Raw genomic sequence first — 23,306 nt, forward strand, 5'->3', positions numbered from 1 at the left:
AATTAGGCGTAACTGTTATGGTCACCGGAACAGTACAGATGGACGCAGAGATAGAAGACAGGAGCGGCACGCGGATCGACGCGGTGATGGCGGCGATTTCCAGCCGTATAGCCGTGCGCAGCCTGACACCAGGCGCACGCCTGCCTTCCGTGCGTGCTTTCGCCAAGACCATGACGGTCTCCACCTCGACGGTGGTGGAGGCTTATGAGCGGCTGGCGGCCGAAGGGGTGATCCGCTCGCGGCCGGGCTCGGGCTTTTATGTCGCCGCACCGCTGGCGCCATTGTCGCTGGCCGAGATCGGCCCCAAACTCGACCGCGAGATCGATCCGCTGTGGATCTCACGCCAGTCGCTCGACGCGGGCGACGATGTCCTGAAACCCGGTTGCGGCTGGTTGCCGCCGTCCTGGATGCCGGAAGCGGCGATCCGCCGGGCGTTGCGGAGCCTCGCCCGCGCGCCTCAGGCTGCACTGACCGATTATAGCTCTCCGCTCGGCTTGCCAGCCCTGCGCCAGCTCCTTGCCCGCCGCATGGGCGAACATGGCATCATCGCCTCGCCCGACCAGATCATCCTGACGGATTCCGGCACCCATGCGATCGACCTTCTCTGCCGCTTCCTCATCGAGCCCGGCGACACGGTGTTGATCGACGATCCCTGCTATTTCAATTTCCATGCGCTCCTGCGCGCCCATCGCGCCAAGATCGTCAGCGTGCCCTATACGCCGGATGGCCCGGATATCGAGCTGTTCGCGCAGGCACTGACAGAGCATCAGCCGCGCCTCTACATCACCAATTCGGCGGTTCACAATCCAACCGGCGCGACGCTCTCGCCCGTCACCGCCCATCGGGTGCTGAAGCTCGCCGATCAAGCGGGATTGACGATCGTCGAAGACGATATTTTCGCTGACTATGAAACCACGCCGGCGCCGCGCCTCGCCGCCTTCGACGGGTTGAACCGTGTCATCCATATCGGCAGTTTCTCCAAAACCCTGTCGGCTTCGATGCGCTGCGGCTTCATCGCCGCGCGCCCCGACTGGATCGAAGGCCTCACGGATCTGAAGATCGCCACCAGTTTCGGCACGGGGCGGCTTGCGGCCGAACTGGTGCTGGCGCTGCTGACAGACGGCAGCTATCGCAAGCACGTGGAGGGCCTGCGCATCCGCCTCACGACCGCCCGCGCCGAGACGACCGCGCGCCTGAAGCCACTCGGCATTGTGCCCTGGTTGCAGCCGCAGGCCGGCATATTTCTATGGTGCCGGTTGCCGGAAGGGATCGATGCAGCAGAGGTGGCGCGCACCTGCCTGAAGGACAATATCGTTCTGGCGCCTGGCAATGCCTTCAGCCTGTCGCAGACCGCCCATCGCTTCCTGCGCTTCAATGTGGCACAGTCGAGCGATCCTCGCCTCTATCGCTCACTCGAGACAGCGTTGAGACAGAAGCCATGAAATCCACCAACTATCTGAGCACTTTCATCGTCATTTCGCCGGATAGCGCCGCGACACAGGGCACCGTACCCGAGAAAGCCGGCTCCATCGCTGCGATCCAGCATCGCTTGTTGAAGGACAAGCCCTATGGTTTGACCAGCGACGACGTGTTGTTCCTCACCCATGCGGAGCGGGCGCAGATTCCTAAGTCTGACTGGAAAGCGGCGCGGGCAGAGTTTTTCGCCAAGCCGAAAGCCTGCCTACGCTGCTCGCCGCTGGTGAAGCAATTCGGCTGGGGCCTGCACCATGATGAAAAAGGCCGCGTCGCGCTCTATGGCGTCGAGACGCAGCCCTATCGTCAATTGGCCAAGAAGGCCGACCTGAAAATCGTCAATGGTATGCGTAGCAGCCGGGCTTAGAGCTTGGTTCTCATTAGAACCAAGCTCTGGTTTTCTGTTTGACGCATTTTCTTCACGCGAACCGGAACCACTTCGCTCGAAAATGCTTTAACCCGTCACCAAGCTGACGACGAAGCGGGCGGACACGATCAGCAGGAACAAGCCGAAAGAGATTTCCAGCGTGCGCTTCGACATGGCATGCGCAAGCTTCACACCCAGCGGCGCCGTCAACACGCTGATCGGCGCCAGCAGCACGATGCCGATTAGCGAAACATAGCCGATGGCAAAGGGCGGCAGGCCGGGCTTGTCATAGCCGGCGATGGCGTAACCGATGGCGCCGGGGATGGCGATCAGCACGCCCATGCCGGCAGAGGTCGAGATCGCCTGATGGATCGGCCGATTGTAGAGCGTCATGAACATGGAGGAGATCTGGCCGCCGCCGATGCCCATCAGCGCCGACAGCACGCCGGTGATGAAGCCATAGACGCGCATCAGAAAGCCCTTGGGGAAATCATTGCCGAGGCGGAAGGGAAAGCCGCTGAGCAAGCGGATGGCCGAAAGACCCGCCACCACGATGAAGACGATCTTGAACACGCCCGACGGCACCCAGCGCGCCGCCAAGGCGCCAAGGATGGTGCCAAGCACCACCGGCACGGCCCAGACGCGCAACACCGACATATCCACCTGCCCACGCGCCTTGTGACTGCGGAAGGAGGCAATCGAGGTGGGAATGATGATCGCCAACGATGTGCCGATGGTGAGCGGCATGCGCACTTCGTCGGCCACGCCGAGGATACGGAAAATCTCGTAGAGCACCGGCACGATGACCGCCCCGCCGCCGACGCCGAAGACACCAGCGAGGAGCCCGGTGATCGCCCCAGCGACGATCATGCCCGCGATCATGATGGCAAAATCCTGCACCGGCATTCCCAAAATCATCATTCCTGGTCCTCAAATTATTATCGCGCCTGTTTTCAGGCTCGTTTGCCGGCGGATTTAGCAGCGGCGTGGCAACGGGCGGGACCATTGCGGCATCACCGCAGTGGGCGCAAGGCCAAGCTCGCCTTTAGGGCATATTTATCGGGAGATTGTCGTCAGGCCGCGTCCTGGGCCTGATCGGCGCGGCTCGCGTCTCGGCTCACCAGAGCGACAGCGGCGCGCAGTACCTCGAGGCCTGCACCGCGCTTGACCGCTTCCGTCGCCAGATGGCGGCGGAAAGCACGCGCGCCATGCATGCCGGCGAAGAGACCGAGCATGTGACGGGTGATGTCGGAAAGACGGGCGCCCTTCGCCAGTTCATCAGCGATATAGGGCTCCATCAATACAACGGCCTCGAAAGCGTCAGTGACAGGCGCTGCCTGGCCGAAGAGCTGCGGATCGACCTCAAGCAACATCCCCGGATTCTGATAGGCCTCGCGGCCGACCATCGCGCCGTCGACCTGTTCCAGCTGAGCCTTGATGACATCCATGCTGCGCAGGCCGCCGTTGATGGCGATCGGCATATCCGGAAAATCGCGCTTCAAGGCATGGACGAGCGGATAGTCGAGCGGCGGCACGTCGCGGTTTTCCTTCGGCGACAGGCCTTTCAGCCAGGCCTTGCGCGCATGCACGATGAGCGCGTCGACGCCTGCAGCCCGCAGCTTTTCGGCCATCGTCCACAAAGCTTCGCGCGGCTCCTGATCGTCGACGCCGATCCGGCATTTGACGGTGACGGGAATGTTCACCACGGCCTTCATCGCCGCGACGGAGGCCGCAACAAGATCGGGCTCGCGCATCAGGCAAGCGCCAAATGCGCCGTTCTGCACCCGGTCGGACGGACAGCCGCAATTGAGATTGATCTCGTCATAACCGAAGTCCGCGCCGATGCGGGCGCATTGCGCCAGAGCTTCCGGCTCGCTACCGCCAAGCTGCAAAGCCACCGGATGTTCCGCGGCATGATAGGCAAGCAGACGCTCGCGCGGACCGAACAGGATCGCGCCCGTGGTCACCATTTCCGTATAGAGCAGCGCCCGGCGCGACAGCAGACGATGCAGGAAACGACAATGCGTGTCCGACCAGTCCATCATCGGGGCGACAGAGAATCTAATATCTAAGATGCTCATTTAACTATATTATCTCGCTTTCACGCGCAGTGCGCGCAAGCCATCCAAGGTCTTATGTAGCCCGAGCGAACGGGAAGTTGAATATCCGGCTTATGACACGCCCTCATTTGTGCGGCCACCGGGGCTCTCTATACGGTGATGAACCGTCAGCCGGTCCCCGGCCATCCGACTGGAGACGCACGATATTTATTATCGCGCGGCACTTGTCTGGCTGGGCGCCGCCTGTGACGATACGCACATTACACAAGGCAAGATTTTGCTATCCCCGGGCCTCAGAAGCCATGGAGCGCTGAAGCATGGGGCAGTTTCGTCATGAGTGAGTCTGAGCGTTTAGGGGCTGAGGCTCGGGCGCTCTCACCTCAGGCCCTTTCAGACCTGATCGGATCCATCTACGACAGCGCCCTCGATCCGTCGCGCTGGGAGCGCACATTGGCCGACATTGCGGCCGCGATGCCCTGCGAATCCGTGATCCTCTCCCTCAACGACCTGCGCCACAACCGCTTGCTGATCGACAAAAGCATCGGCTGGGGGCCTGTCGGGCTTAAGGAAAGACAGAAACACATCCCCGAAATCCATGCGCGGGTGAGCGAATGGTTTGTCAAAGGCCCCTCCCTCGACCAGCCCTTCGTCGCCTCGCGCGAGCTCAGCGCCGACTATCTCGTGGCTTCTCCTTATGTCCAGAGCTGCCTCAAGCCGCTCGGAATCGTCGACATCATGCATCATTTCCTGATGTATACGCCGACACATTTCTCCGAACTGGTGATCGGCCGCCACGAGCGGCATGGCCCTTTGACCGATAAAGAAATCGCGATCGGGACGCTCCTGCTGCCGCATCTGCGACGCGCCGTCACCATCAGCAATGTGCTCGACGCCAGCACCATCGAGCGCGCGCGCTTGGCGCAGGCGCTCGATACGCTTCGCTGTGGCGTCGTTCTGACCAACACTGAAGGCACCATTCTCCACGCCAACAGCGCAGCCGAGCAGCTGTTTCGGAGCGGCACGGAAATCCGCAGCATCGGTGGCGTTCTCAGCGCGCCAGCGCCTGACGCGACGCAAGAACTACTCAAAGCCATTCGGCTGGCGGCGCGTGATGAAACAACCCTCGGGAGAACCGGCCTTGCCATCCGCTTGGCCAGTACCACCGCTGCACCGCTCTACGCCCATGTCCTCCCGATGACCGGCAGCGAGTTGCGCACGAGACTGCAACCAGACGCCGTCGCCGCCGTTTTCATAGGCGGCTCCAGCGTCGCAATGCTCGATCTGACACCAACGGAAACCAAAGACTACCTGCGGCGGCGCTTTGGATTGACCAACGCGGAGGCCAACGTCGCGGTGGAAGTGCTCAAAGGCGGGGGACGTGAAGCGGTCGCCGCCGAGCTTGGCATCTCCATGACAACCGTGCGGACACATCTGAGCCGCATCTTTGAGAAGACGGGCGTGCGCCGGCAGACCGAACTCGTCCATCTGCTTCTGCAAGGCGAGCTTGGCGAGAACGCGCCGGGTTGAATGTCACGTAGAGGTCTCTCACCGCGCAGTTCATATGCCCTGCCAATTAATCTAGCGCCTTTGCCTATAAGTCTTTGTGGCCTTCACATTGCATCCCCGATCCTGAAAATGCGATGTTCCTCGGATAAGAAGAGGAAGCCCAAGGATCAATGCAAGTGGATTTCGACCATATCAATCATGTCGGCATGGCAGTGCGCGATCTCGCATCGGCGACCGCCAGTTTCGAGGCCATGGGGTTCCAGCTCACGCCCTATTCGCCACACTCGGCGGCCTGGAAACCCGGCGACGCGGTGAAGCCTTTGGCTTCGGGCAACCGCTGCATCATGTTCGCCGACAACTACCTCGAAGTCCTGGGCAGCGAAAACCCAAAACAGCAGGCGCCGCGCATCGCCAACTTCCTGGCGCGACACCAGGGCGCCCATATCATCTGCTTCAACACGGAAGACCCACAGACCGTCGACCAGCGGCTGCGCGCCGACCAGATCGAAACTTCTGGCGTCATTCCGCTCCAGCGCGACATCGACACACCTGATGGCGTCAAAACGGCGAAATTCGAGCGCGTGCAATTCGCGCCAAACGATTCACCAGAAGGCTATATCCAGGCGGCGCGCCACCTGACGCCGCAATATATCTATCAGCCGCGCTATATCGCTCATCCCAATGGCTGCACCAAACTTGTCGACACCATTGTCATCGTCGACGATCTCGATCGCTTCTGCGCCCGCTATGGATGCTATATCGGCGCGCCGCTGACGCGCGAGGGGCCAGTCGCCCGTTTCGATTTCGCGCACGGATCGCGGCTCACGCTCATTCACTGGCGCGATGCTCCCGCCCTACTGCCCGGCACGTTGTTTGCACCTGTGCCGAGTATTGCCGCGGTCAGTTTTCGCGCGCCCGATCTTCGCACCGTTCGCGAGCGGCTTCTGGCACACGGCTTTACTCCCGCCGAGGTCGGCGAACGCTTGATTGTCCCGGCCGAACAGGCCAGCGGCGTCGCCATTGTTTTCGAGGTTTGATCATCATGATGTCTCGCCGCTTCCTTATCCCGCTTATGGCCAGCCTGCTGCTGTCGCCGTCGCTTGCGATGGCGCAGGATTTTCCCAAACAGATGGTGCGCCTCATCGTGCCCTATCCGGCGGGCGGTGGCGTCGACGGCCTTGCCCGCGCGGTAGCCGACGGTCTCGGCCGGAAATGGGGCCAATCGGTCATCATCGACAATAGGCCTGGCGCCAGCACGATGATCGGCGGCGAATATGTCGCGCGCGCGCCAGCCGACGGCACGACGCTGCTCTTCACCAGCGATTCCTCGATCACCAGTAATCCATTCCTGTTCCGGAAAATGTCGTTCGATCCGATCAAGGATCTGGCGCCAATCACGCAGCTCGCCGACCTGCACCAGATGGTTCTGGTGCATCCTTCAGTCCCCGCCAACACGCTGCAAGAGCTGGTGGCGCTCGCCAAAGCCAAGCCCGATGCGCTGAACTATGCATCCTATGGCAATGGCAGCCAGCCGCATCTGCTGTTCGAGGCGCTGAAGAAACAGGCCGGCATTCAGATTATTCAAGTGCCATTCCGTGGCATCGCGCCTGCTTTGCAGGCGGTGATCGCCGGCGACGTGCAGATGACGCTCGGCGGTCCGGCGGCGCTCGGCATGTTGGAAGCCAAGCAGCTCAAGGCGCTCGCCATCGGACGCAAGCAGCGCCTGCCCGCCTTGCCCGATGTGCCGACCTTGGCGGAAGCGGGCTATCCGGAGATTGATCCGCTTTCGTGGTTCGGCCTGTTCGCGCCGGCCGCGACACCACCCGCGATCATCGCAAAGATCCAGCAGGACGTCGCCGCCATCATGAAGGATCCCGACTTCAACAAGCGTTTTGTCGAGGGTTTGGGCTTCACCGGTGTCGCCAGCACGCCTGAAGCTTTCGCTCAGTTCATCAAGACCGATCTGGCGATCAAGCAACGGCTGATCGCCACCTCCGGCGCAACGGTGGAATGATCTATTTGTCCGGCGGCACACGGGTGGTCGGCAGCAGCGACCACCCGAAGCGCGCTTCCAGAAGCCCCCAGATACCGCGACGCGCGAAGATCATCGTGATGATGGCGATCGTGCCCAGGACAATCATGTAGATCGGGCCGAGATTGGCCAGGAACTCGCGTAGGATGAAATAGACGGCGGTGCCGACGATCGCCCCCTCCAGGCGACCGATGCCGCCGATCACGACGATGAAAATGATCGTCACGGTCCAGTCATTGAGGCTGAAGCCACTGGCGGGCGAGATCCGCAGCTTCTGGAGAAAGATCAGCGACGACACGGCACTGACGGCGGCAGCGACACCGACATAGGTGAAAAATTTCGCTCGCCAGATATCGATGCCCAAGGACGCGGCCGCCGTCGGATTATCGCGCAAAGCCGTCAACGCCAATCCGGCTTTAGAGCGCAGAAGCATATAAGCGCCCAACAACGTACCGGCACTCATCGCCAGCAACAGCCAATAGATAATGAACTCACGCGTCGCCCTGTCATCGGCGATGCCGCGCACGACAGCCGCTGGCAGCGACATGCCGGCACCGCCGCCAAGTTGTGGGATCATGGTGAAGACGAGATAGATCGTCTCAGCCGCCACCCAACTGCCGATGGCGAAATAGGCGCCTTCGAGGCGAAACAACAGCGGCGCGAAAATCGCTGCCGTGAGCGCGGCCAGAAGGGCGCCGAGCACGATGGCGACATAGGGCGAGACGCCCAGGAATATGGTGGCCGAGAACAGCGTATAACCGCCAATACCAACGAAGGCCTGCTGGCCAACCGAAAGCAACCCGGCATAGCCGGCAAGCAGATTCCACAGCAGCGCCAGAGTGAGCAGGCTATACATTTCGCCAAGCAGCCGCAGGCCACCGCGATCGGCCCAGAGCGGCGCCGCCGCGAGCCCTACGACCAGAACAGCTGATATGACGATGAAACGGCGCCAATCCGGGATGGGGCGTGCGGGTTCTCTCATGTCGCTTACGGCGCTTTCGGGAACAGGCCGCGTGGACGCAGCGCGAGAATGATGAAGAAGACCAGATGGCCAGCCAAAATCTGCATGTTCGGCGAAATCTGCGCGCCGAAAGATTGCGCGAGGCCGAGCACGAGGCCGCCCGCCAAGGTGCCGTAGAAGCTGCCGAGGCCTCCGATGATGACCGCCTCGAAACCGTAGATCAGCCGCGCCGGCCCGGAATAGGGATCGAAATTCGAGCGCATGGCCAGAAACACGCTGGCGATGGCGATGGTGGCGAAAGAGATCGCCATGGCCAATGCATAGATATGATTGGCGCGCACGCCGATCGCCGAAGCAATCTGCGGATCGTCCGACGTGGCGCGGAAGGCACGGCCGATGCTGGTGCGGGCAAAGAGAAATTCCAGCACGACAACGAGAGCGACAGCAACAAGCAAGGTGAACAACGGCAGCAGGCCGATCTGGATCGACCCGAGCGGTAGACTGCTGGTCTGCAGCTCGCCAGCAGACAGACGCATGCTGTTGCTGGTGAAGATCGCGAGGAGCCCATTCTGAATGATAACGGCAAGGCCAAAGGTCACGAGCAGCGGCGGCAGCACGTCGTCGTCGCCCATGGTGCGATTGAGCACCCATTTCTGCAGCCCATAGCCGATCACCGCCATGATTGGCACAACGACGAGAAGCGCCAGCAGCGGATGCAGTCCGCTCGCGCCGATGACCAGATAAGCGATATAGGCGGCCAGAACGATGAAATCGCCATGGGCGATATTAACCAGCCGCATGACGCCAAAGATCAGCGACAGGCCAAGGGCGAACAGCGTGTACAAGCCACCCAGCAGAAGACCGCCGATCAGCGTGTCGAGCACGTTCATGGTTGCGCTCCCACTGTCACTCTCCGAAATAAGCGGTGGTCAATTGCTGCAGCGTCAGGGCTTGCGCCGCCCCGTCAAGGACGATGCGGCCTTCGCGCATACAGACGAGGTGTTGAGCGATTCTGCGCACGCGGGCGATATCCTGCTCGACGACGATGGCGCCAACGCCGCTGGCAAGGATGGCTGGAAAAGCGGCATAGACCTCATTGACGACAATCGGCGCCAGCCCCAGCGAAATCTCATCAAAGAGGATGAGATCTGGATTGGCGATCAGCGCCCGGCCGATCGCCACCATCTGCTGCTGGCCACCGGAGAGCGACAGCGCTGGCGCGTGTCGCTTCTCGGCGAGGATGGGAAACAGCGTATAGACGCGTTGTAAGGTCCAATGACCTTTGCGACCATAGTCGGCCGCGATGCGCAGGTTTTCCTCGACGCTCAGCGAGCGAAACAGACGACGCCCTTCAGGCACCATGGCAATGCCAAGCGTCGCCAGATCGCTGGTCGGCAAAGCGCCAATGGGGCTACCGCGAAACCGCACCATGTCCTGCTGACGCGGCAGCAGCCCCATGATGGCGCGAAACAATGTGGTCTTGCCGGCACCATTGGCGCCCACAAGGCCAAGCATCTCGCCCTGTTCCAGATCAAAACTCAGATCGAACAGGGCCTGGAAATCGCCATAGCCCGACGACAACCGATCGAGAGACAGCAGCGGTTCAGCCATGGGTGCTCTCCGCATCAAGGCCGAGATAGATCGACGAAACTTCCGGGCTTTTCATGATCGTCGCTGGATCGCCCTCGGCGATCTTCTGGCCAAAGTCGAGCACGATCACCCGGTCGACGATCGAGAGCAGCGCATGCAAAACATGTTCGATCCAGATGATGGTGGTGCCTTCCGCATGGATCTTGCGGATGAGCGCCACCAGTTCATGACATTCGGATTCGGTGAGCCCACCAGCGATCTCATCGAGCAGAAGCAGGCGCGGCGCTGTCGCGATCGAGCGCGCCAGTTCCAAGCGCTTGCGATCGAGCAGCGTGATCTCGCCAGCGCGCAAATGGGCCTTGGGCCACAGGCCGGTGCGCTGCAAAGCCTCGGCCGCCGGCGCACGCGCCTCGCGCTGCGACAAGCCTTGGCCAAAGGCCGCTGCCACCAAAGCGTTCTCAAAGACGGTCATGCCGCCGAAGGGCTGCGGCACCTGAAAGGAGCGGGTGATGCCCAAATGACAGCGGCTGCGCGCGCTCGCCGTGGTGATGTCCTTGCCGAAAAAGCTGATGCGCCCTGCATCGGCCCTGATGATGCCAGTGAAAAGATTGAACAGTGTCGTCTTGCCGGCGCCGTTCGGCCCGATGATGCCAACGGCCTCGCCGGCGCGCACCGTCAGCGACACATCCTTTGTCACCGACAAAGCGCCATAGGCTTTGCTCAGCCCTGCGACCTCCAGCGCGACTTCGCCCGACGACATGCCCCCTCCCGGCCGATGTCCAAACGCAAGACCCGACGCTAGGCCGAGCACCTTCCCGGGCAAAGAGCTAGAATAAAGATACATTATAAGCAACAGAATATATTATTTATTGCCCACTCCATTTCCCTGTGCCATGGTCAACTCAAGTGGGAGTGGGGCGATCACGGGAGGGTGCGCGCTGTGAACAAGTCCGCCAATCGATACGATTACGACGTGATCCAGATCGGCTATGGGCCGGTCAGCAAAGCTTCAGCACTCTTTCTGGACAGGGCCGGCTGGCGGGTCGGCATTTTCGAGCGCTTCAAGGAAGTTTATCCGCTGCCGCGCGCGGTCTGCATCGACCATGAAATCTTCCGCATTCTTCATGCCGCGGGCTTAGGCGACATCGTCGACCGTGTGACGTCGCCGGCGCCGGTTTATCGCTGGTTCAACGCCGAGTGGAAGGAGTTGCTTGCGATCGATTGGACGGTTGGTTCGACCTCCGGCGGCACCGAGGTAAATTTCGTCCATCAGCCGAGCTTCGAATGGGCGATGGATCAAGAGGTCAAGGCACGGCCGGGGCTCGATCTGCATTTGCACCATGAAGCGGTGGAGATCGAACAGGACGCCGACAAGGTCACCGTCACCGTGCGCGACACCGAGACGGGCGAGATCCGCAAGGTCACGGCGCGCTATGCCATCGGCATCGACGGCGCCAACAGTTTCGTGCGCCAGAGCCTTGGCATCGGCCAGCAGGATCTCGGCTTCGAGGCCGACTGGTTGGTCATCGACTTCACCCTCAACAATGGCCTCACCGCGCGCGATCTCGGCATTCCCGAATGCGGCCAATTCTGCAATCCGGTGCGCCCCACCACCATCGTGCCCGGCGGCATCGAGAACGGCCGCGTCTGCCGGCGCTGGGAGTTCATGCGCCTGCCGCACGAGACCAAAGAAGAGATGGTCGAGGAGGCGAAGGTCTACAAACTGCTGGAGGATTGGATCAAACCGGATCAGGGCGAATTGGTGCGACATACGCTGTACTCGTTCCGCTCGCTCGTTGCCGATAAGTGGCGTGATGGCCGCATCCTGCTGGCCGGCGATGCCGCCCACGTCATGCCCCCCTTCATGGGCCAAGGCATGTGTTCGGGTATGCGCGATGTATGGAACCTCACCTGGAAACTCGATCGCGTGATGCGCGGCGCGGCCTCCGACACACTGCTCGACACCTATCAGCCCGAACGCGCCCCGCATGTCACCGACGTGATCAAGACCTCGATCTTCCTCGGCTCCATCATCTGCATGCCGGACGAGAAACAGGCAGCCGAACGCGACGCCATGTTCCTGAGCGGCAATGCGCCAGAGCCAGCGCCCTTCCCCATTCTCACCGATGGCTTTCTCGAGCGTGACGCATCGGGCGCGGTGGTGGCGCCTGCCGGCCAGCTGTCGCCGCATGGCACGGTGCGCCACCAGGGCCGCACGGAACGGTTCGACCATTTCGTCGAGACGGGTTTTACCTTGATCCTGTCGAATGGGCTCGCCGCCACCGATCTCAGCGCCGGTGCCTGGGCCATTCTCGAAAAGCAGGGCGTTCAGGTCGTCACCGTCGCGGATCGTCGTAAGGCGAGCGATACGGAGATTGGCGATACGCAAGGCCAGTTCCAACGCTTTATGGAAGCGCATGGCATCAAGGCTCTCCTGGTGCGGCCCGATTTCTATCTGTTTGGCGCCGCCGCCGATGCCCAACGCCTGGAAGCCATGATCTCAGCCTTCGGTGCGCAAGCGCAGGCCGTCAATCTGGCTTCGGTGGACCGCCAAGAAATCTCGGCTTGAGCGGCGCGTCGCCGCGTTTAGACTTTCGCTTTCGTCTGACGGAGGGAACAGCATGAGCAGACTGACACGAAGAGGCGTGCTGCGTAGCGGCACGATGGCAACAGCGACGCTCGCCATGCCGGCGGTTCTACGTCCTGCCCTGGCGCAGGCCAAGCCGATCAAGCTCGGTTTCATCAGCCCGACGACCGGACCGATCGCCGCCTTCGGCGCGTCGGATGAGTATGTCTTGGCCGGCGTGCGCAAGGCCATTGCCAACGGCGTCACCATCGGTGGCAAGACCTATCCGGTGCAGATTATCGTCCGCGACAGCCAGTCGAATCCCAACCGCGCCGCCGAAGTCGCCTCGCAGCTGATCCTCGACGACAAGGTCGATCTGATGTTGGCCTCGAGCACGGCCGACACGACCAATCCGGTCGCCGATCAGTGCGAGCTGAACGAAGTGCCCTGCATCACCACCGACACACCATGGGACGGCTATTTCTTCGGCCGTGGCGGCAATCCGGCGAAGGGCTTCAACTGGACCTATCATTTCTTCTGGGGCGCGCAGCAGATCGTCGATTCCTACACCTCATTGTGGGATCAGCTCGCCACCAATAAAAAGGTTGGCGTGCTGTGGTCGAATGACAGCGATGGCGTGCCGCTCTCCAACGCCAAGACCGGTCTGCCGCCACTGTTCGCCAAGCGCGGCTATGAACTGGTCGATGCCGGCTTTCACCAGCCGCTATCGGACGACTTTTCGGCGCAGATCGGCAAGTTGAAAGATGCCGGCGTCGATATCGTCACCGGCATTTTCCTGCCGCCGGATTTCACCACGTTCTGGACCCAGGCGGCGCAGAAAGGCTTTCGTCCGAAAGCCGCAACCATCGCCAAGGCGCTGCTGTTCCCGACTTCGGTGGAATCGCTTGGCGCCAATGGCAATGGCGTGTCGAGCGAAGTCTGGTGGTCACCCAACCACCCGTATGTCTCCGGCCTCACCGGCGAAAGCTCGAAGGCATTGGCCGAGGGCTATACCGCCGCGACCGGCCGCCAATGGGTGCAGCCGACCGGCTACAAGCACGCGCTGCTCGAAGTCGCGATCGACGTGTTGAAGCGCTGCGGCGATCCGACGAAACCGGCCGCGATCCGCGACGCCATCGTCGCCACCGACTATAAATCCGTCGTCGGGCCGGTCAGCTGGAAAAACGGGCCGGTCAAGAATGCCTGCGCGACGCCGCTGGTTGGCGGGCAGTGGCTCGCCAGAGGCGACGGCAAGTTCGATCTGATCGTCTGCGAGAACAAGACGGCGCCGGAGATCCCGGTTCAGGCGGCCTTCAAGGCGCTCTGATCGATTCCAACATTCAATTTAGCAAGGCCGCGGACCCACGTCTGCGGCCTTTCGTCATATATATTTAGAACCCGCCCGGCCTTGCACCGCCACTGTCGATCTGGGAGCTTCCTCAACGACAGATTTGTCTCCCTCAGACGTCAGGATCGCCCCATGGATCGTCGTCGTTTCAATCTTGTGCTCGGAGCCACCATCGCCATGTCCACTCAGGCTTCAGCGGCCGGCGTTTTCCTCAATTACAGCCAGCAGGAACTCGACGATGCCTATGATCAGGCCAAATGGGCGCCAAACTCCAAGGAGGTGATCGCTCGCTACGCCACCGACAGCGCCGCCGTGCGGCGGAAATATCCGCCGAAGACGGAGCGCTTTGGTCCGACCGACGTAGAGACACTCGACATTTTCGCGCCGCAGGGCGCGAAGGACCTGCCGGTGATGGTCTTCATCCATGGTGGCGCGTGGCGCGTGCTGACCAAGGACGACGCCTCGGCGCCGGCGCCGACCTTCGTCGACAACGGCTGCATCTATGTCGCCCTCAACTTCGCCGTCATTCCGGCGGTGCGCCTTCCCGATATGGCGCAGCAATGCCGCACGGCGATGCTGTGGGTGCAAAAGAACATTGCGCGTTTCGGTGGCGATCCCAACCGCATCTTCGTCTCAGGCCATTCGTCCGGCGGCCATCTCTGCGGCGTTGTCGCCACCACCGATTGGGCGAAACTCGGCGGGCCGGCCGATCTCCTGAAAGGCGCCGTGCCGATGAGCGGCATGTTTGACCTTTACCCGGTGATGCTGTCGCAACGCAGTTCCTATGTGAAGATCTCTCCGGAAGAAGTGGTGGCGCTGAGCCCGATGCGCCATCTCGACCACGTGACCTTTCCCGTTATCGTCGTGCATGGCGACAAGGAGACGCCGGAATTCCAGCGCCATTCGCGCGAATTCGCCACTGCGATGGCCGGCATGGGCAAGCTCGCCGGCAACATCGTGCTACCCGGCCGCAACCATTTCGAAGTGCCGGAAGAGTTGAACAAAGCCGACACCGAAGTGTCGAAGGCGGTATTGAAGCTGATGAAGGGGTGATTAGCTCTACCAAGATCGAGCAAGGATGTCGTATTGGCGCTGCATCGCATCCATAACAGGATGCAATGCAGCGTTTCTGTTTGGATCGAGCAGCCCACAATCGGCGCGGAGCTGAACCGTATGCGCAGAGCCCTGCACTATCGCGGCCAATTCGAACGCGTCTTCAGATGCTATCGATTATAAATCCATAGGCTGCCTGACTCTTGTGAGCACTCCCTCAATTTGTAAGCGTTGCTCGCTAAACAAATTTCAGATGGGAGGAATCATCTATGGACCGTCGCCGTTTCAATCTGATGCTCGGAACTTCTTTGGCCATGTCGACCCGGGCTTGGGGCGCGGGAGAGGTATTTCTTGGCTACGATCAGAAAGCCGTTGACGATGCCTATGACCAAACAAAATGGGCGCCGAATGCCCGAGAGATGGTTGCTCGCTATGCAACCGATAGCGCTGAAGTACGCAAGAAATATCCGCCGAAAACGGAACGTTATGGCGACAGCGAGGTAGAGAATCTCGACATCTTTGCACCGCAGGGCGCCCAAGACTTGCCTGTCATGGTCTTCATCCATGGCGGCGCCTGGCGCTCCCTCTCCAAGGACGACACGTCAGGTCCGGCACCAACTTTCGTCGACAATGGCTGTATTTTCATCGCGCTCAATTTCGGTGCTATCCCGGCCGTACGCCTTCCCGAAATAGCGCAGCAATGCCGCGCCGCCATGCTGTGGGTTTATAAGAACATCGCTCGTTTCGGCGGCGACCCCAATCGCATCTTTGTCGCCGGCCGTTCGTCCGGTGGGCACTTATGTGCCGTTGTTGCCACCACTGATTGGACGAAACGGGGCGGCCCAGCCAATTTGCTCAAAGGGGCCGTGGCTATGAGCGGCATGTACGAACTCTATCCAGTGATGCTGTCGCAACGCAGCTCTTATGTAAAACTCTCGCCGGAGGAAGTCAGTGACCTCAGCCCGCTGCGTCACATGGATCAAATCACCTTCCCGGTCATGGTCGTCAACGGCGACAAGGAATCACCGGAATTTCAGCGCCAGGCCCATGTATTCGCGGACGTTCTGGCCGGCATGAACCGTCTCTCCAGCCATATGGTGGTGACCGGTAAAAACCACTTCGAAGTACCGCAAGATTTGAACAATGCCGGCACCGATCTGTCGAAGGCGGTTCTGAAACTGATGAAGGGCTAAGCCTTATCCCAGCCGCGTCGCGTAAGGCGCCAGAACCGGCAGGCGGAAGAAACCGGGTGCGGCGTCGCAGACTTCGGGAATAGCGCGGATCATCAAGGCGGCTGTCGCATCCATCGTCGGACGCGACAGCGGCGCGGCGGGATCTGGATCGGTTAGCGCCAGCGACAGGCGCACATTGGGGCGGCCGTCGATTTCAATGCGCCAATGGGCCTCATCGGTCTCGCCATGCAGGGCCGGCGACGAGGTCCACAGGATCGAATGGGTCATCTTCACACCGTTGGCGAAGGTCGCTTGCCAGCGCCAGGTGGTGGCCGCCACGGTGCCGCGCGGCAACACGCCGACTTTGACGGGAATATCGTGCGGCGCCAAAGTCACTTCGTGGTCCGGCGTCATCGTCGCAAGGCTCGTACCAAGGGCTTCCGCCACATAGGTCAGCGTCTCAGCGAAATAGATATTATACAGTTTGGCGATCGGCCCCTTGGTGACATCCATCTTGGCCGGATCAGCGCCAAAGCCCATGACATCGAAGATCAGGCCGGGTGAGGGCGAAGGCGAGGCGTCGACCACTTCGAAACAACGAATAGCATCGAGCTTGGCGACCAAGCCCGTCACCATCACCGCCAATCGCTCAGCGATGAAACCGGGGTTGAAGCCGATGCCCGCAAGCGTCGCTTGCCCTGAGAGCGCGGCGGCACGCAGCGGGCCGGCATAGGCCTCGCCCTGCACATCCGGCAGGAAGAAACCGTTCGGCGAAATGACATTCTTGCCGCTCGCCAGTAGTTTCGCGATCTTGTCGTTCTGCTTCTCGTAGGGGACGCTGATTAGCGAGGCGTCGATCACCACGTCGGCATCGAGCGCCAATATCTCCTCGAAACTGTCGGTGGCGAGAATGCCGGTCTTCGGCCGCTTGGCGATGTCGCCGGCATCCAGGCCGACCTTCTTGGGATCATGCACCAAGAGCCCGACGAGCTGTAGATCGGGGTGGTCGATGATGCGCCGCAAAGCTGTTCTGCCAACCGAACCCGTGGCCCATTGCACGACCTTGCGCATCGCGGTCTCCCTCTATTGCTTTAAGGTTTGGCCTTCGCGGCTGGGCGAAGCGCGATATGAGCGCCGCCCAGAACGATGAGATGTCCTTTGGGATCCGTAACCTTGACATCACAGATCGCCTTACGGCGATCGTGATAGCTCACGATGGCATGGGCGATCAGTTCCTCGACGTCGAGCGGCGCCGGATTGAGATAGCGCACCGAGAGATCGACGGTGAGAATGGTCTCGCCCGGCGCGATGAGGGTCATCGCGGCTGTACCAGCCGCCATGTCGACCAAGGCCGCTGCGACACCACCGTGAACCAAACCGACGAAATTGGAATGCCGGCTTTCGACAGCGCAGGTGAAACGTGCCGCGCCCCGCTCCGCCCAGACCGGCTTGACGCGCAGCGCGCCGCTGAAGCCGGACACATAGCCCTGCTCGATCCAGCTCTGCGCCACTTCAAGCCCGCTCTTGGTGCGATCGAAATGGAAGGCGGGCAGACGCGTATGATCATCCATCACGCCGGCTCGTAGGTGTGGGCACGGAAGCGATCGACGGCGGCGGCATATTCGGTATCGAGACGATCGACGATCTCCTCCACCGGCTCGATGCCACGCACCTTGGCGATGCCCTGACCGGCGGCCCAGGTGTCGCGCCAGCGCTTGAGCGAGCTTTCGCCGGTTGTGTAGCTGCGCGGAGGCGCGCCCGCCGGTGCGCTCGGATCGATGCCGCAGGCCAAGAGGCTCGGCTTCAGCCAGGAGGCCGGCGTGCCGCTGACCGCCGACGTGATGACGAGATCATCCGGTCCGCAATCAACCACCATCTGCTTATAGGCATCGACCGCCATGCTCTCGCGCGCCGCCAGGAAGCGGGTGCCCAGATAAGCGAAATCGGCGCCCGCCGCGATCGCGCCCGCAAGGCCCGCGCCATCGGTGATGCCGCCGCCGACGACGACAAAGCCATCGAAAAATTCGCGCACCGCCGAAACAAAAGAGAAGGGCGAGAGGTGGCCGGTGTGGCCCCCTGCTCCAGCGCAGATGCACGCCAGCCCATCGACACCGGCCTGCACCGCTTTGCGCGCCAGGCGGATGTCGACCACATCGCCGATGACGATGCCGCCGTAGCTTTTGACCACGTCCATCACCGGCAGCGGCGACCCAAGCGCGGTGATGACGATGGGCGGCTTGTGACGGGCGACGAGTTCAAGCTCGTCCTTCAAGCGCGCATTGGTGGAATGAGTGATCAGATTCAGCGCCCATGGCGCCACGGGGCGCGCGCCATTCGCCGCGCCCAATTGTTCCTTGATGCTGACGATCCATTGATCGAGCTGCTCCACCGTCCGACAGTTCGAGCTGGGAAACGAACCGATGACGCCAGCGCGGCAGGCGGCGACCACGAGATCGACGCCGGAGACCAGGAACATCGGCGCGGCGAAGACCGGCAGTCTGAGTTGGAAGGGAAAGGATTTGCTCATGAGGCTGTCTCGCTGGCGAGTTTGGCGCGCAATTCGCGCTTGAGGAGCTTGCCGACCGGATTGCGCGGCAGCGCCGGGAAGAGTTCGAGCCTTTCGATCTGCTTATAGATCGCGACCTGCTTGTCATTGAGCAGGAAACGGTTGACGTCTTCGAGCGTCAGCGTTTCGCCGGCACGCGGCGCGACACAGGCGCAAATGCGCTCGCCCAAGATCTGGTCTGGAATGCCGACGATCGCCACCTCGGCAACCTTCGGATGACCGGCGAGGTGGCCTTCCAGCTCCTCGGCGGAAATGTTCATGCCGCCGCGAATGATGATGTCCTTCAGCCGCCCCATGAAGCGGAAGAACTGGCCGCGGTCGCCGGCAAGCTCAAAGAGATCGCCGGTGCGATACCAACCCTCAGCATCGAAGGCCCGGGCATTCTGCTCGGCCGAACGCCAATAGCCCGAGAAGATCGGCGCACCCTTGACGCGCAATTCCCCGAGGCCGCCGATCTCCGTGATTTCCTCTTCCGTGACGGGATCGACCAGCCGCGTCGCGACGCGATCGGCATAGGCGAAATCCCATTTGAACTGCGGCGCGAAACGCGGAAAGAACACCGCCCGCTCAGCCGGATCGGGAATATCAGCCAGGGTGCCGGCGAAAGACGCGCCTTCGTTGGAGCCAAAATAATTGATGACCTCGACACCATAGCGCTCATGCCAGGTGCGCACCATCCATTCCGACAGCGGCGCGGAGCCTGAGCCGAGACGCGACAGAATGTTGAAATCGATGCCGGTGAGAAGCTGTTCGTTATGCAGCAGCCGATTGAGGATGGCTGGCGGCGCCACCGTATATTCAATCTTCTCGTCGCGGATCTGCTGCAGGAAGACGTCGAGATCGAACGGCTGATGCTGAACCATGGTGGCGCCCAGCACCAACCAGGCCGAGAAGCCGGTGGAAATGCCGGCCATGTTGATCATCGGGAACGGATTCAGCAGCCGTGCGCCGGAGCGCAGGAAAGCGGCAGCGATGACCATTTCGCCAACCACGAACCATTCGTTGTGGCTGCGCGGCACGCCCTTGGGCGCGGCCTCGGTGCCCGAGGTCCAGCAGATGGTGACGATGTCGTCGGCGCTGACCGCAGCCGTTTTGGCGGCCGCCAGAGCCCTTTGCCGGGCTCCCACATCCACCGAGGCCAGCAGCGCGCGCAGATCCCGCGTTCCTTCCGTGGCGCCGCCATAGGTGAAGATGGTCTGCATCTTCGGCAGTTTCGGCGCCAATCGCGCGAACATCTCTCCATGCGGATGTTTGCCGATGCGCGCCGCCGTGATCACCAGTTTGGCGTCTGTGATTTGCGCCACATGGGTGAGTTCGTGTTCGCGATACTGGATCGCCACCGGTGTCGCCACAATGCCGAGTTTCATACAGGCGAGATAGACGACGAACAGTTCCACCGTATTGGGCAATTGCACCAGAACGACATCGTCCCGCACAATGCCACTGTCGAGCAACACCGCCATCAGGCGCGTCACCTGATCGTCGAGCGTGGCCCAGGTCAGCCGCTGCGGCGTCTCGCCGGTGATAGAAGCGACATTGGGGGGATCTATACAGGCCTCGGCGTTTGGACGCACGCGCACATGCTCGTCGAACAAATCAAACAGGCGGCGCTCATCCCACCAGCCCTTGGCTTTGAACTCTCTGGCCCGTTCCTGCGAAACCAAAATCATCTTGTGCCGTCCATCCCTGCAGCCGATGCTGTTATAGGCCGCCGCCGTTGCACGATACGAAACCGCGCGGCGACGAAAGCCAGATCGGCCAGGCAGGCGTTGCCGGCCGGGTTCAATCCGGTGACGTGATAGTCGCTGTAAGCAGCGGCGAAATTGATCCACATGGCGCCTTGCAGATTGATCGACAGATTGGCGCCCGCCCGCTCATAAGCGCCGACGGAGCGCGCGATAAAATCCTCGTCTGTCGCATAGAGATAGGAAGAGATCGCGCCGTGGGTGCGCGCCAGGTCCGTGGCTTCCGCCACCGCCGCGTCGCCATCCTCTGCCGCGATCAGAAACAGCACTGGGCCGAAATGTTCTTCCGCATAGAGCGCGCGATGAGACGCATCCACTGCCGCGACGAGCGGCGTCAGGGTGCGCGCCTTGGGGAAGTCCGCATGCGCATAGGGTTGCGGCGCGCGCAGGATGCGGGCGCCGGGCGTGTTGCGCAAACGCTGTTCAAGCGCCCTGACGAGATCGACGCTCGCCCGAGCCTGGATCGCGCCCATGATGCCGGCGGCCATTGTTGGATCAGCGGCAATCTCATCGATGGCGGCGACAAGGGCTTTCCTCACATCATCGAAAGACGCATGGCCTTCGCCCACCGCAATACCGTTCTTGGGGACATAGACCGTCTGCGGACTGGTGCACATCTGGGCCGAGAACAGACAAGTGGCACGCGCGATGGCGCGCGCCGTCTCGGCGAGACTATCAGTTGAATGAACGACCACCGAATTGACGCCGGCGGTTTCGGTGAACAGGAGTTTCCCTGTCACCGTGCGTTCAAGATGGCCGCCATAGCGCGGACTGCCGGTGAAATCGACGATCTGTATCGCCGGATGATCGATGAAGACCTGCGCCACCGGCGCTTCGAGCGTATCCGCCGCCAAAGTCACCAGATTGGGATCAAGGCCATAGTCGGCGAGGACCTTGCGGCAGGTGTCGACCACGATCGCCATTGGCAGAATGGCAATCGGATGCGGTTTGACGATGACCGCATTGCCCGTGGACAGGCTGGCGAACATCGCCGGATAAGCGTTCCACGTCGGAAACGAGGCGCAGCAGATGACGAGGCCGATGCCGCGCGGCATCAGCGTGTAGGTCTTTTCCAGCGCGACATCCTCGCGGCCGAAGGTGCGGCGCCAGACAGCGCTTTCAGGCACATCGGCCATGGCTTTCGCCGCATAGGCCAAAGCCTCGATGCCACGATCGAGCGCATTCGGCCCGCTGCCGCTGAAGGCCTGGGTATAGCTCTGGCCGGTGACATGCATGACGCTATGCGCCATTTCGAAATTGCGGTCGTAAAGCCGCTGGCTCATCTCGCAGCACAGGGCAATGCGCGCCTGCGGCGAGACTTCCCGCCAGTCCTCCATCGCCACTTGGGCGGCAGCGATCAGGGCTGCGGGGGTGCTTTGTGGGTAATCGATGCCAAGCGCCTCCCCCGTATAGGGCGAGACCTCGTGCCCGACGCGACCGGTGATGCCTGGTTGATCCAAGGCGAAGGAACGGCCGCGTTGCGCTTCAAAAGCCTTGCGGCCGGCCTCCGGCTTTTCCGCGCCGTGGATCTTCGAACTCGGCGAGTCCTTATAAGGGCTCCAGCTGCGCCGCGTTTGAACAGCCGCGATCGCCGCCGCCATCGTCGGCGCGTGGCGTTCCATCACAGCCTCGAAAGCGGCCTTATGGGTCTGCACGTCCACGGTGGCGCCTTCCGTTGGCTTCAAGTCAGACGTTCGACAACCATGGCTGAACCGACACCCGAGGCGCCGGTGGTGACCACGAGGCCATAGCGTCCCTTCGCGGCGTCGAGATTATCGAGGAGCGAAGACAAAAGGATCGCCCCGCTCGCCCCGAGCGGATGGCCGCGCGACATATGCCCACCGGCGATATTCACCTTGTCCGGATCGACATCGTAATCGCGCAAGAATTTGACGATGGTGACGCCGAAGGCTTCCATGAACTCAATGCGGTCCATGTCCTTGAGCGACAGTTTGGCCCGTGCCAGCGCTTTATCCATCGCCGCGAAACCCGCCAGCAGCGAAACATGGGGATCGCCGCCGGCATCGGCCCAGGCGACCACGCGCGCGCGCGGCGTCGCATCGAAGGCATCGCGACCCGCGACCAAGGCCAGCGCCGCCGCGTCACACATTGGCGGCGCATGAGCGATGGTATGGCGATGGTCGAGCACCTCGCCTTCCAGTGCCGCGCGATAGGCGTCCGCCACAGGGCCGAAGGCCGGCTGCATAGCCGCCAGGCTTTCCAGCGTCGTCTGCGGCCGCACGCATTCATCGCGCGCCAGCACTGCCGCGCCTTGCGCATCCTTGACGACGATGCGTGACTTGATCAGCGCCGGATCGCCCTCCCCTGCCCCTGCCAGCTGATTGGAACGCAAGGCTGCGGCATCGAGGTCGGCGCGCGAAATGTTCTCCGCCGCCGCCAGCCGATCGGCGGCGAGCGCCACTGGCACATAGCGGGTGCGGGCTGGAAAATTCATGTCGGTGTAATAGTCAGCCCTGTCGGCCATGAAGGTGACGCGCGACATGCACTCGACGCCGCCCGCCATCGCCACCGGCGTTGCGCCGGCCGCGACGAAAGCCGCCGCCTGGCCGATCGCACTCAGGCCCGAGACGCAATAGTTATTGATCACCTGGGCGCTGGCGCCATCGGGCAAGCCCGCATGCAATTTGGAGATCAAAGCGATATTGCCGCCCTGCGCGCCGATCTGGCCGACGCAGCCGAGCAGCAAAGCCTCGGTGCTCTGCCGCGCACCGGGAACACGCACTTCAAGGCCATCAACCAATTGCTTGACGAGTTCATGCGGCGCAATGGCAGCAAGCCCGCCGTCGGGCCGCGCCTTGCCGCGCGGCGTGCGCAGCGCGTCATAGATAAAGGCGTCCATCAAGCCC

The 23,306-nt window shown here is 61.8% G+C and carries 21 protein-coding genes; 9 read left to right on the forward strand and 12 right to left on the reverse strand.

Annotated features, from left to right (window positions below; translation table 11 throughout):
- Window positions 1-38 precede the first annotated feature (38 nt).
- On the forward strand, window positions 39-1,442 hold the full coding sequence (locus BLW50_RS12685) for an aminotransferase-like domain-containing protein (protein WP_210186074.1): 1,404 nt from the start codon (window positions 39-41) through the stop codon (window positions 1,440-1,442).
- The gene (locus tag BLW50_RS12690; RefSeq protein WP_090702676.1) at window positions 1,439-1,840 is read left to right on the forward strand and encodes a DUF6157 family protein; all 402 of its coding nucleotides are present in this window, start codon (window positions 1,439-1,441) and stop codon (window positions 1,838-1,840) included. Before BLW50_RS12685 ends, BLW50_RS12690 begins: the two co-directional genes overlap by 4 nt.
- 87 nt (window positions 1,841-1,927) lie before the next feature.
- On the opposite strand, the gene BLW50_RS12695 is transcribed toward BLW50_RS12690, so the two are convergent.
- Window positions 1,928-2,758, reverse strand: coding sequence for a sulfite exporter TauE/SafE family protein (locus BLW50_RS12695; RefSeq protein WP_090709075.1), 831 nt, complete (start codon window positions 2,756-2,758; stop codon window positions 1,928-1,930).
- A gap of 155 nt (window positions 2,759-2,913) precedes the next feature.
- A complete protein-coding gene (gene dusA / locus BLW50_RS12700) occupies window positions 2,914-3,921 on the reverse strand; it encodes a tRNA dihydrouridine(20/20a) synthase DusA (protein ID WP_170850131.1) in 1,008 nt (335 codons plus the stop codon).
- A gap of 312 nt (window positions 3,922-4,233) precedes the next feature.
- Between dusA and BLW50_RS12705 the strand changes: the two genes are divergently transcribed.
- From BLW50_RS12705 to BLW50_RS12715, 3 genes are all read left to right on the forward strand, one after another.
- Window positions 4,234-5,427: a LuxR C-terminal-related transcriptional regulator gene (locus tag BLW50_RS12705; protein WP_090702679.1), complete on the forward strand. Its 1,194-nt coding sequence runs from the start codon at window positions 4,234-4,236 to the stop codon at window positions 5,425-5,427.
- 155 nt (window positions 5,428-5,582) lie between these two features.
- Entirely contained in the window at window positions 5,583-6,443 is an 861-nt protein-coding gene (locus BLW50_RS12710; RefSeq protein WP_170850132.1) for a VOC family protein, read from the forward strand.
- Window positions 6,444-6,448: 5 nt separating this feature from the next.
- Entirely contained in the window at window positions 6,449-7,420 is a 972-nt protein-coding gene (locus BLW50_RS12715; protein WP_210186075.1) for a Bug family tripartite tricarboxylate transporter substrate binding protein, read from the forward strand.
- A gap of 1 nt (window position 7,421) precedes the next feature.
- Here the strand turns inward: BLW50_RS12715 and BLW50_RS12720 are convergent, their stop codons facing one another.
- The 4 genes from BLW50_RS12720 to BLW50_RS12735 are packed head-to-tail and all read right to left on the reverse strand — an operon-like array spanning window position 7,422 to window position 10,749.
- Entirely contained in the window at window positions 7,422-8,420 is a 999-nt protein-coding gene (locus BLW50_RS12720) for a branched-chain amino acid ABC transporter permease (protein ID WP_090702684.1), read from the reverse strand.
- 5 nt (window positions 8,421-8,425) lie between these two features.
- Window positions 8,426-9,289 carry a branched-chain amino acid ABC transporter permease gene (locus BLW50_RS12725; RefSeq protein WP_090702687.1) on the reverse strand — a complete coding sequence of 288 codons (864 nt, stop codon included), beginning with the start codon at window positions 9,287-9,289 and terminating at the stop codon, window positions 8,426-8,428.
- A 16-nt stretch (window positions 9,290-9,305) separates the two neighbouring features.
- Complete coding sequence (locus tag BLW50_RS12730) at window positions 9,306-10,010, reverse strand: ABC transporter ATP-binding protein (protein WP_090702692.1); 705 nt, start codon at window positions 10,008-10,010, stop codon at window positions 9,306-9,308.
- Window positions 10,003-10,749 (reverse strand): ABC transporter ATP-binding protein, encoded by a 747-nt coding sequence (locus BLW50_RS12735; protein ID WP_090702696.1) that lies wholly within the window; start codon window positions 10,747-10,749, stop codon window positions 10,003-10,005. The genes BLW50_RS12730 and BLW50_RS12735 overlap by 8 nt, the downstream gene beginning before the upstream one ends.
- Window positions 10,750-10,929: 180 nt before the next feature.
- Between BLW50_RS12735 and BLW50_RS12740 the strand changes: the two genes are divergently transcribed.
- The 4 genes from BLW50_RS12740 (at window position 10,930) to BLW50_RS12755 (ending at window position 16,149) form a co-directional block, all read left to right on the forward strand.
- On the forward strand, window positions 10,930-12,558 hold the full coding sequence (locus BLW50_RS12740) for a bifunctional 3-(3-hydroxy-phenyl)propionate/3-hydroxycinnamic acid hydroxylase MhpA (protein WP_170850133.1): 1,629 nt from the start codon (window positions 10,930-10,932) through the stop codon (window positions 12,556-12,558).
- A gap of 52 nt (window positions 12,559-12,610) precedes the next feature.
- Window positions 12,611-13,882 (forward strand): ABC transporter substrate-binding protein, encoded by a 1,272-nt coding sequence (locus BLW50_RS12745; RefSeq protein ID WP_090702706.1) that lies wholly within the window; start codon window positions 12,611-12,613, stop codon window positions 13,880-13,882.
- A gap of 153 nt (window positions 13,883-14,035) precedes the next feature.
- A complete protein-coding gene (locus tag BLW50_RS12750) occupies window positions 14,036-14,956 on the forward strand; it encodes an alpha/beta hydrolase (protein ID WP_090702710.1) in 921 nt (306 codons plus the stop codon).
- Window positions 14,957-15,225: 269 nt separating this feature from the next.
- Entirely contained in the window at window positions 15,226-16,149 is a 924-nt protein-coding gene (locus tag BLW50_RS12755; protein ID WP_090702714.1) for an alpha/beta hydrolase, read from the forward strand.
- Window positions 16,150-16,152: 3 nt separating this feature from the next.
- Here the strand turns inward: BLW50_RS12755 and BLW50_RS12760 are convergent, their stop codons facing one another.
- Genes BLW50_RS12760 through BLW50_RS12785 form a run of 6 tightly spaced genes read right to left on the reverse strand, consistent with a single transcriptional unit; the run spans window position 16,153 to window position 23,299 of the window.
- Complete coding sequence (locus BLW50_RS12760; protein ID WP_090702719.1) at window positions 16,153-17,199, reverse strand: NAD(P)H-dependent amine dehydrogenase family protein; 1,047 nt, start codon at window positions 17,197-17,199, stop codon at window positions 16,153-16,155.
- Window positions 17,200-17,219: 20 nt separating this feature from the next.
- A complete protein-coding gene (locus tag BLW50_RS12765; protein ID WP_090702723.1) occupies window positions 17,220-17,699 on the reverse strand; it encodes a PaaI family thioesterase in 480 nt (159 codons plus the stop codon).
- Window positions 17,699-18,655, reverse strand: a complete 957-nt coding sequence (locus BLW50_RS12770; RefSeq protein WP_090702727.1) for an NAD(P)H-dependent flavin oxidoreductase — start codon at window positions 18,653-18,655, stop codon at window positions 17,699-17,701. Before BLW50_RS12770 ends, BLW50_RS12765 begins: the two co-directional genes overlap by 1 nt.
- Complete coding sequence (locus BLW50_RS12775; protein ID WP_090702730.1) at window positions 18,652-20,364, reverse strand: class I adenylate-forming enzyme family protein; 1,713 nt, start codon at window positions 20,362-20,364, stop codon at window positions 18,652-18,654. The genes BLW50_RS12770 and BLW50_RS12775 overlap by 4 nt, the downstream gene beginning before the upstream one ends.
- The gene (paaN, locus tag BLW50_RS12780) at window positions 20,361-22,124 is read right to left on the reverse strand and encodes a phenylacetic acid degradation protein PaaN (RefSeq protein ID WP_244544229.1); all 1,764 of its coding nucleotides are present in this window, start codon (window positions 22,122-22,124) and stop codon (window positions 20,361-20,363) included. Before paaN ends, BLW50_RS12775 begins: the two co-directional genes overlap by 4 nt.
- Complete coding sequence (locus BLW50_RS12785; RefSeq protein WP_090702734.1) at window positions 22,121-23,299, reverse strand: acetyl-CoA C-acyltransferase; 1,179 nt, start codon at window positions 23,297-23,299, stop codon at window positions 22,121-22,123. Before BLW50_RS12785 ends, paaN begins: the two co-directional genes overlap by 4 nt.
- Between the last annotated feature and the right edge of the window lie 7 nt (window positions 23,300-23,306).

Origin of the sequence: Beijerinckia sp. 28-YEA-48, assembly GCF_900104955.1 — a bacterium.
In the GTDB taxonomy this organism is placed as follows: Bacteria; Pseudomonadota; Alphaproteobacteria; order Rhizobiales; family Beijerinckiaceae; genus Terripilifer.

Bases quoted from the DNA above. Each gene is read 5' to 3' on its own strand.
- BLW50_RS12760 (WP_090702719.1), bottom strand. From the start codon at position 17,199: ATGCGCAAGGTCGTGCAATGGGCCACGGGTTCGGTTGGCAGAACAGCT.
- BLW50_RS12705 (WP_090702679.1), top strand. From the start codon at position 4,234: ATGAGTGAGTCTGAGCGTTTAGGGGCTGAGGCTCGGGCGCTCTCACCT.
- BLW50_RS12695 (WP_090709075.1), bottom strand. From the start codon at position 2,758: ATGATTTTGGGAATGCCGGTGCAGGATTTTGCCATCATGATCGCGGGC.
- BLW50_RS12745 (WP_090702706.1), top strand. From the start codon at position 12,611: ATGAGCAGACTGACACGAAGAGGCGTGCTGCGTAGCGGCACGATGGCA.
- dusA (WP_170850131.1), bottom strand. From the start codon at position 3,921: ATGAGCATCTTAGATATTAGATTCTCTGTCGCCCCGATGATGGACTGG.
- BLW50_RS12765 (WP_090702723.1), bottom strand. From the start codon at position 17,699: ATGGATGATCATACGCGTCTGCCCGCCTTCCATTTCGATCGCACCAAG.
- BLW50_RS12785 (WP_090702734.1), bottom strand. From the start codon at position 23,299: ATGGACGCCTTTATCTATGACGCGCTGCGCACGCCGCGCGGCAAGGCG.
- BLW50_RS12750 (WP_090702710.1), top strand. From the start codon at position 14,036: ATGGATCGTCGTCGTTTCAATCTTGTGCTCGGAGCCACCATCGCCATG.
- BLW50_RS12755 (WP_090702714.1), top strand. From the start codon at position 15,226: ATGGACCGTCGCCGTTTCAATCTGATGCTCGGAACTTCTTTGGCCATG.
- BLW50_RS12730 (WP_090702692.1), bottom strand. From the start codon at position 10,010: ATGGCTGAACCGCTGCTGTCTCTCGATCGGTTGTCGTCGGGCTATGGC.
- BLW50_RS12720 (WP_090702684.1), bottom strand. From the start codon at position 8,420: ATGAGAGAACCCGCACGCCCCATCCCGGATTGGCGCCGTTTCATCGTC.
- BLW50_RS12735 (WP_090702696.1), bottom strand. From the start codon at position 10,749: ATGTCGTCGGGCGAAGTCGCGCTGGAGGTCGCAGGGCTGAGCAAAGCC.
- BLW50_RS12770 (WP_090702727.1), bottom strand. From the start codon at position 18,655: ATGAGCAAATCCTTTCCCTTCCAACTCAGACTGCCGGTCTTCGCCGCG.
- BLW50_RS12725 (WP_090702687.1), bottom strand. From the start codon at position 9,289: ATGAACGTGCTCGACACGCTGATCGGCGGTCTTCTGCTGGGTGGCTTG.
- BLW50_RS12690 (WP_090702676.1), top strand. From the start codon at position 1,439: ATGAAATCCACCAACTATCTGAGCACTTTCATCGTCATTTCGCCGGAT.
- BLW50_RS12715 (WP_210186075.1), top strand. From the start codon at position 6,449: ATGATGTCTCGCCGCTTCCTTATCCCGCTTATGGCCAGCCTGCTGCTG.
- BLW50_RS12685 (WP_210186074.1), top strand. From the start codon at position 39: ATGGACGCAGAGATAGAAGACAGGAGCGGCACGCGGATCGACGCGGTG.
- BLW50_RS12775 (WP_090702730.1), bottom strand. From the start codon at position 20,364: ATGATTTTGGTTTCGCAGGAACGGGCCAGAGAGTTCAAAGCCAAGGGC.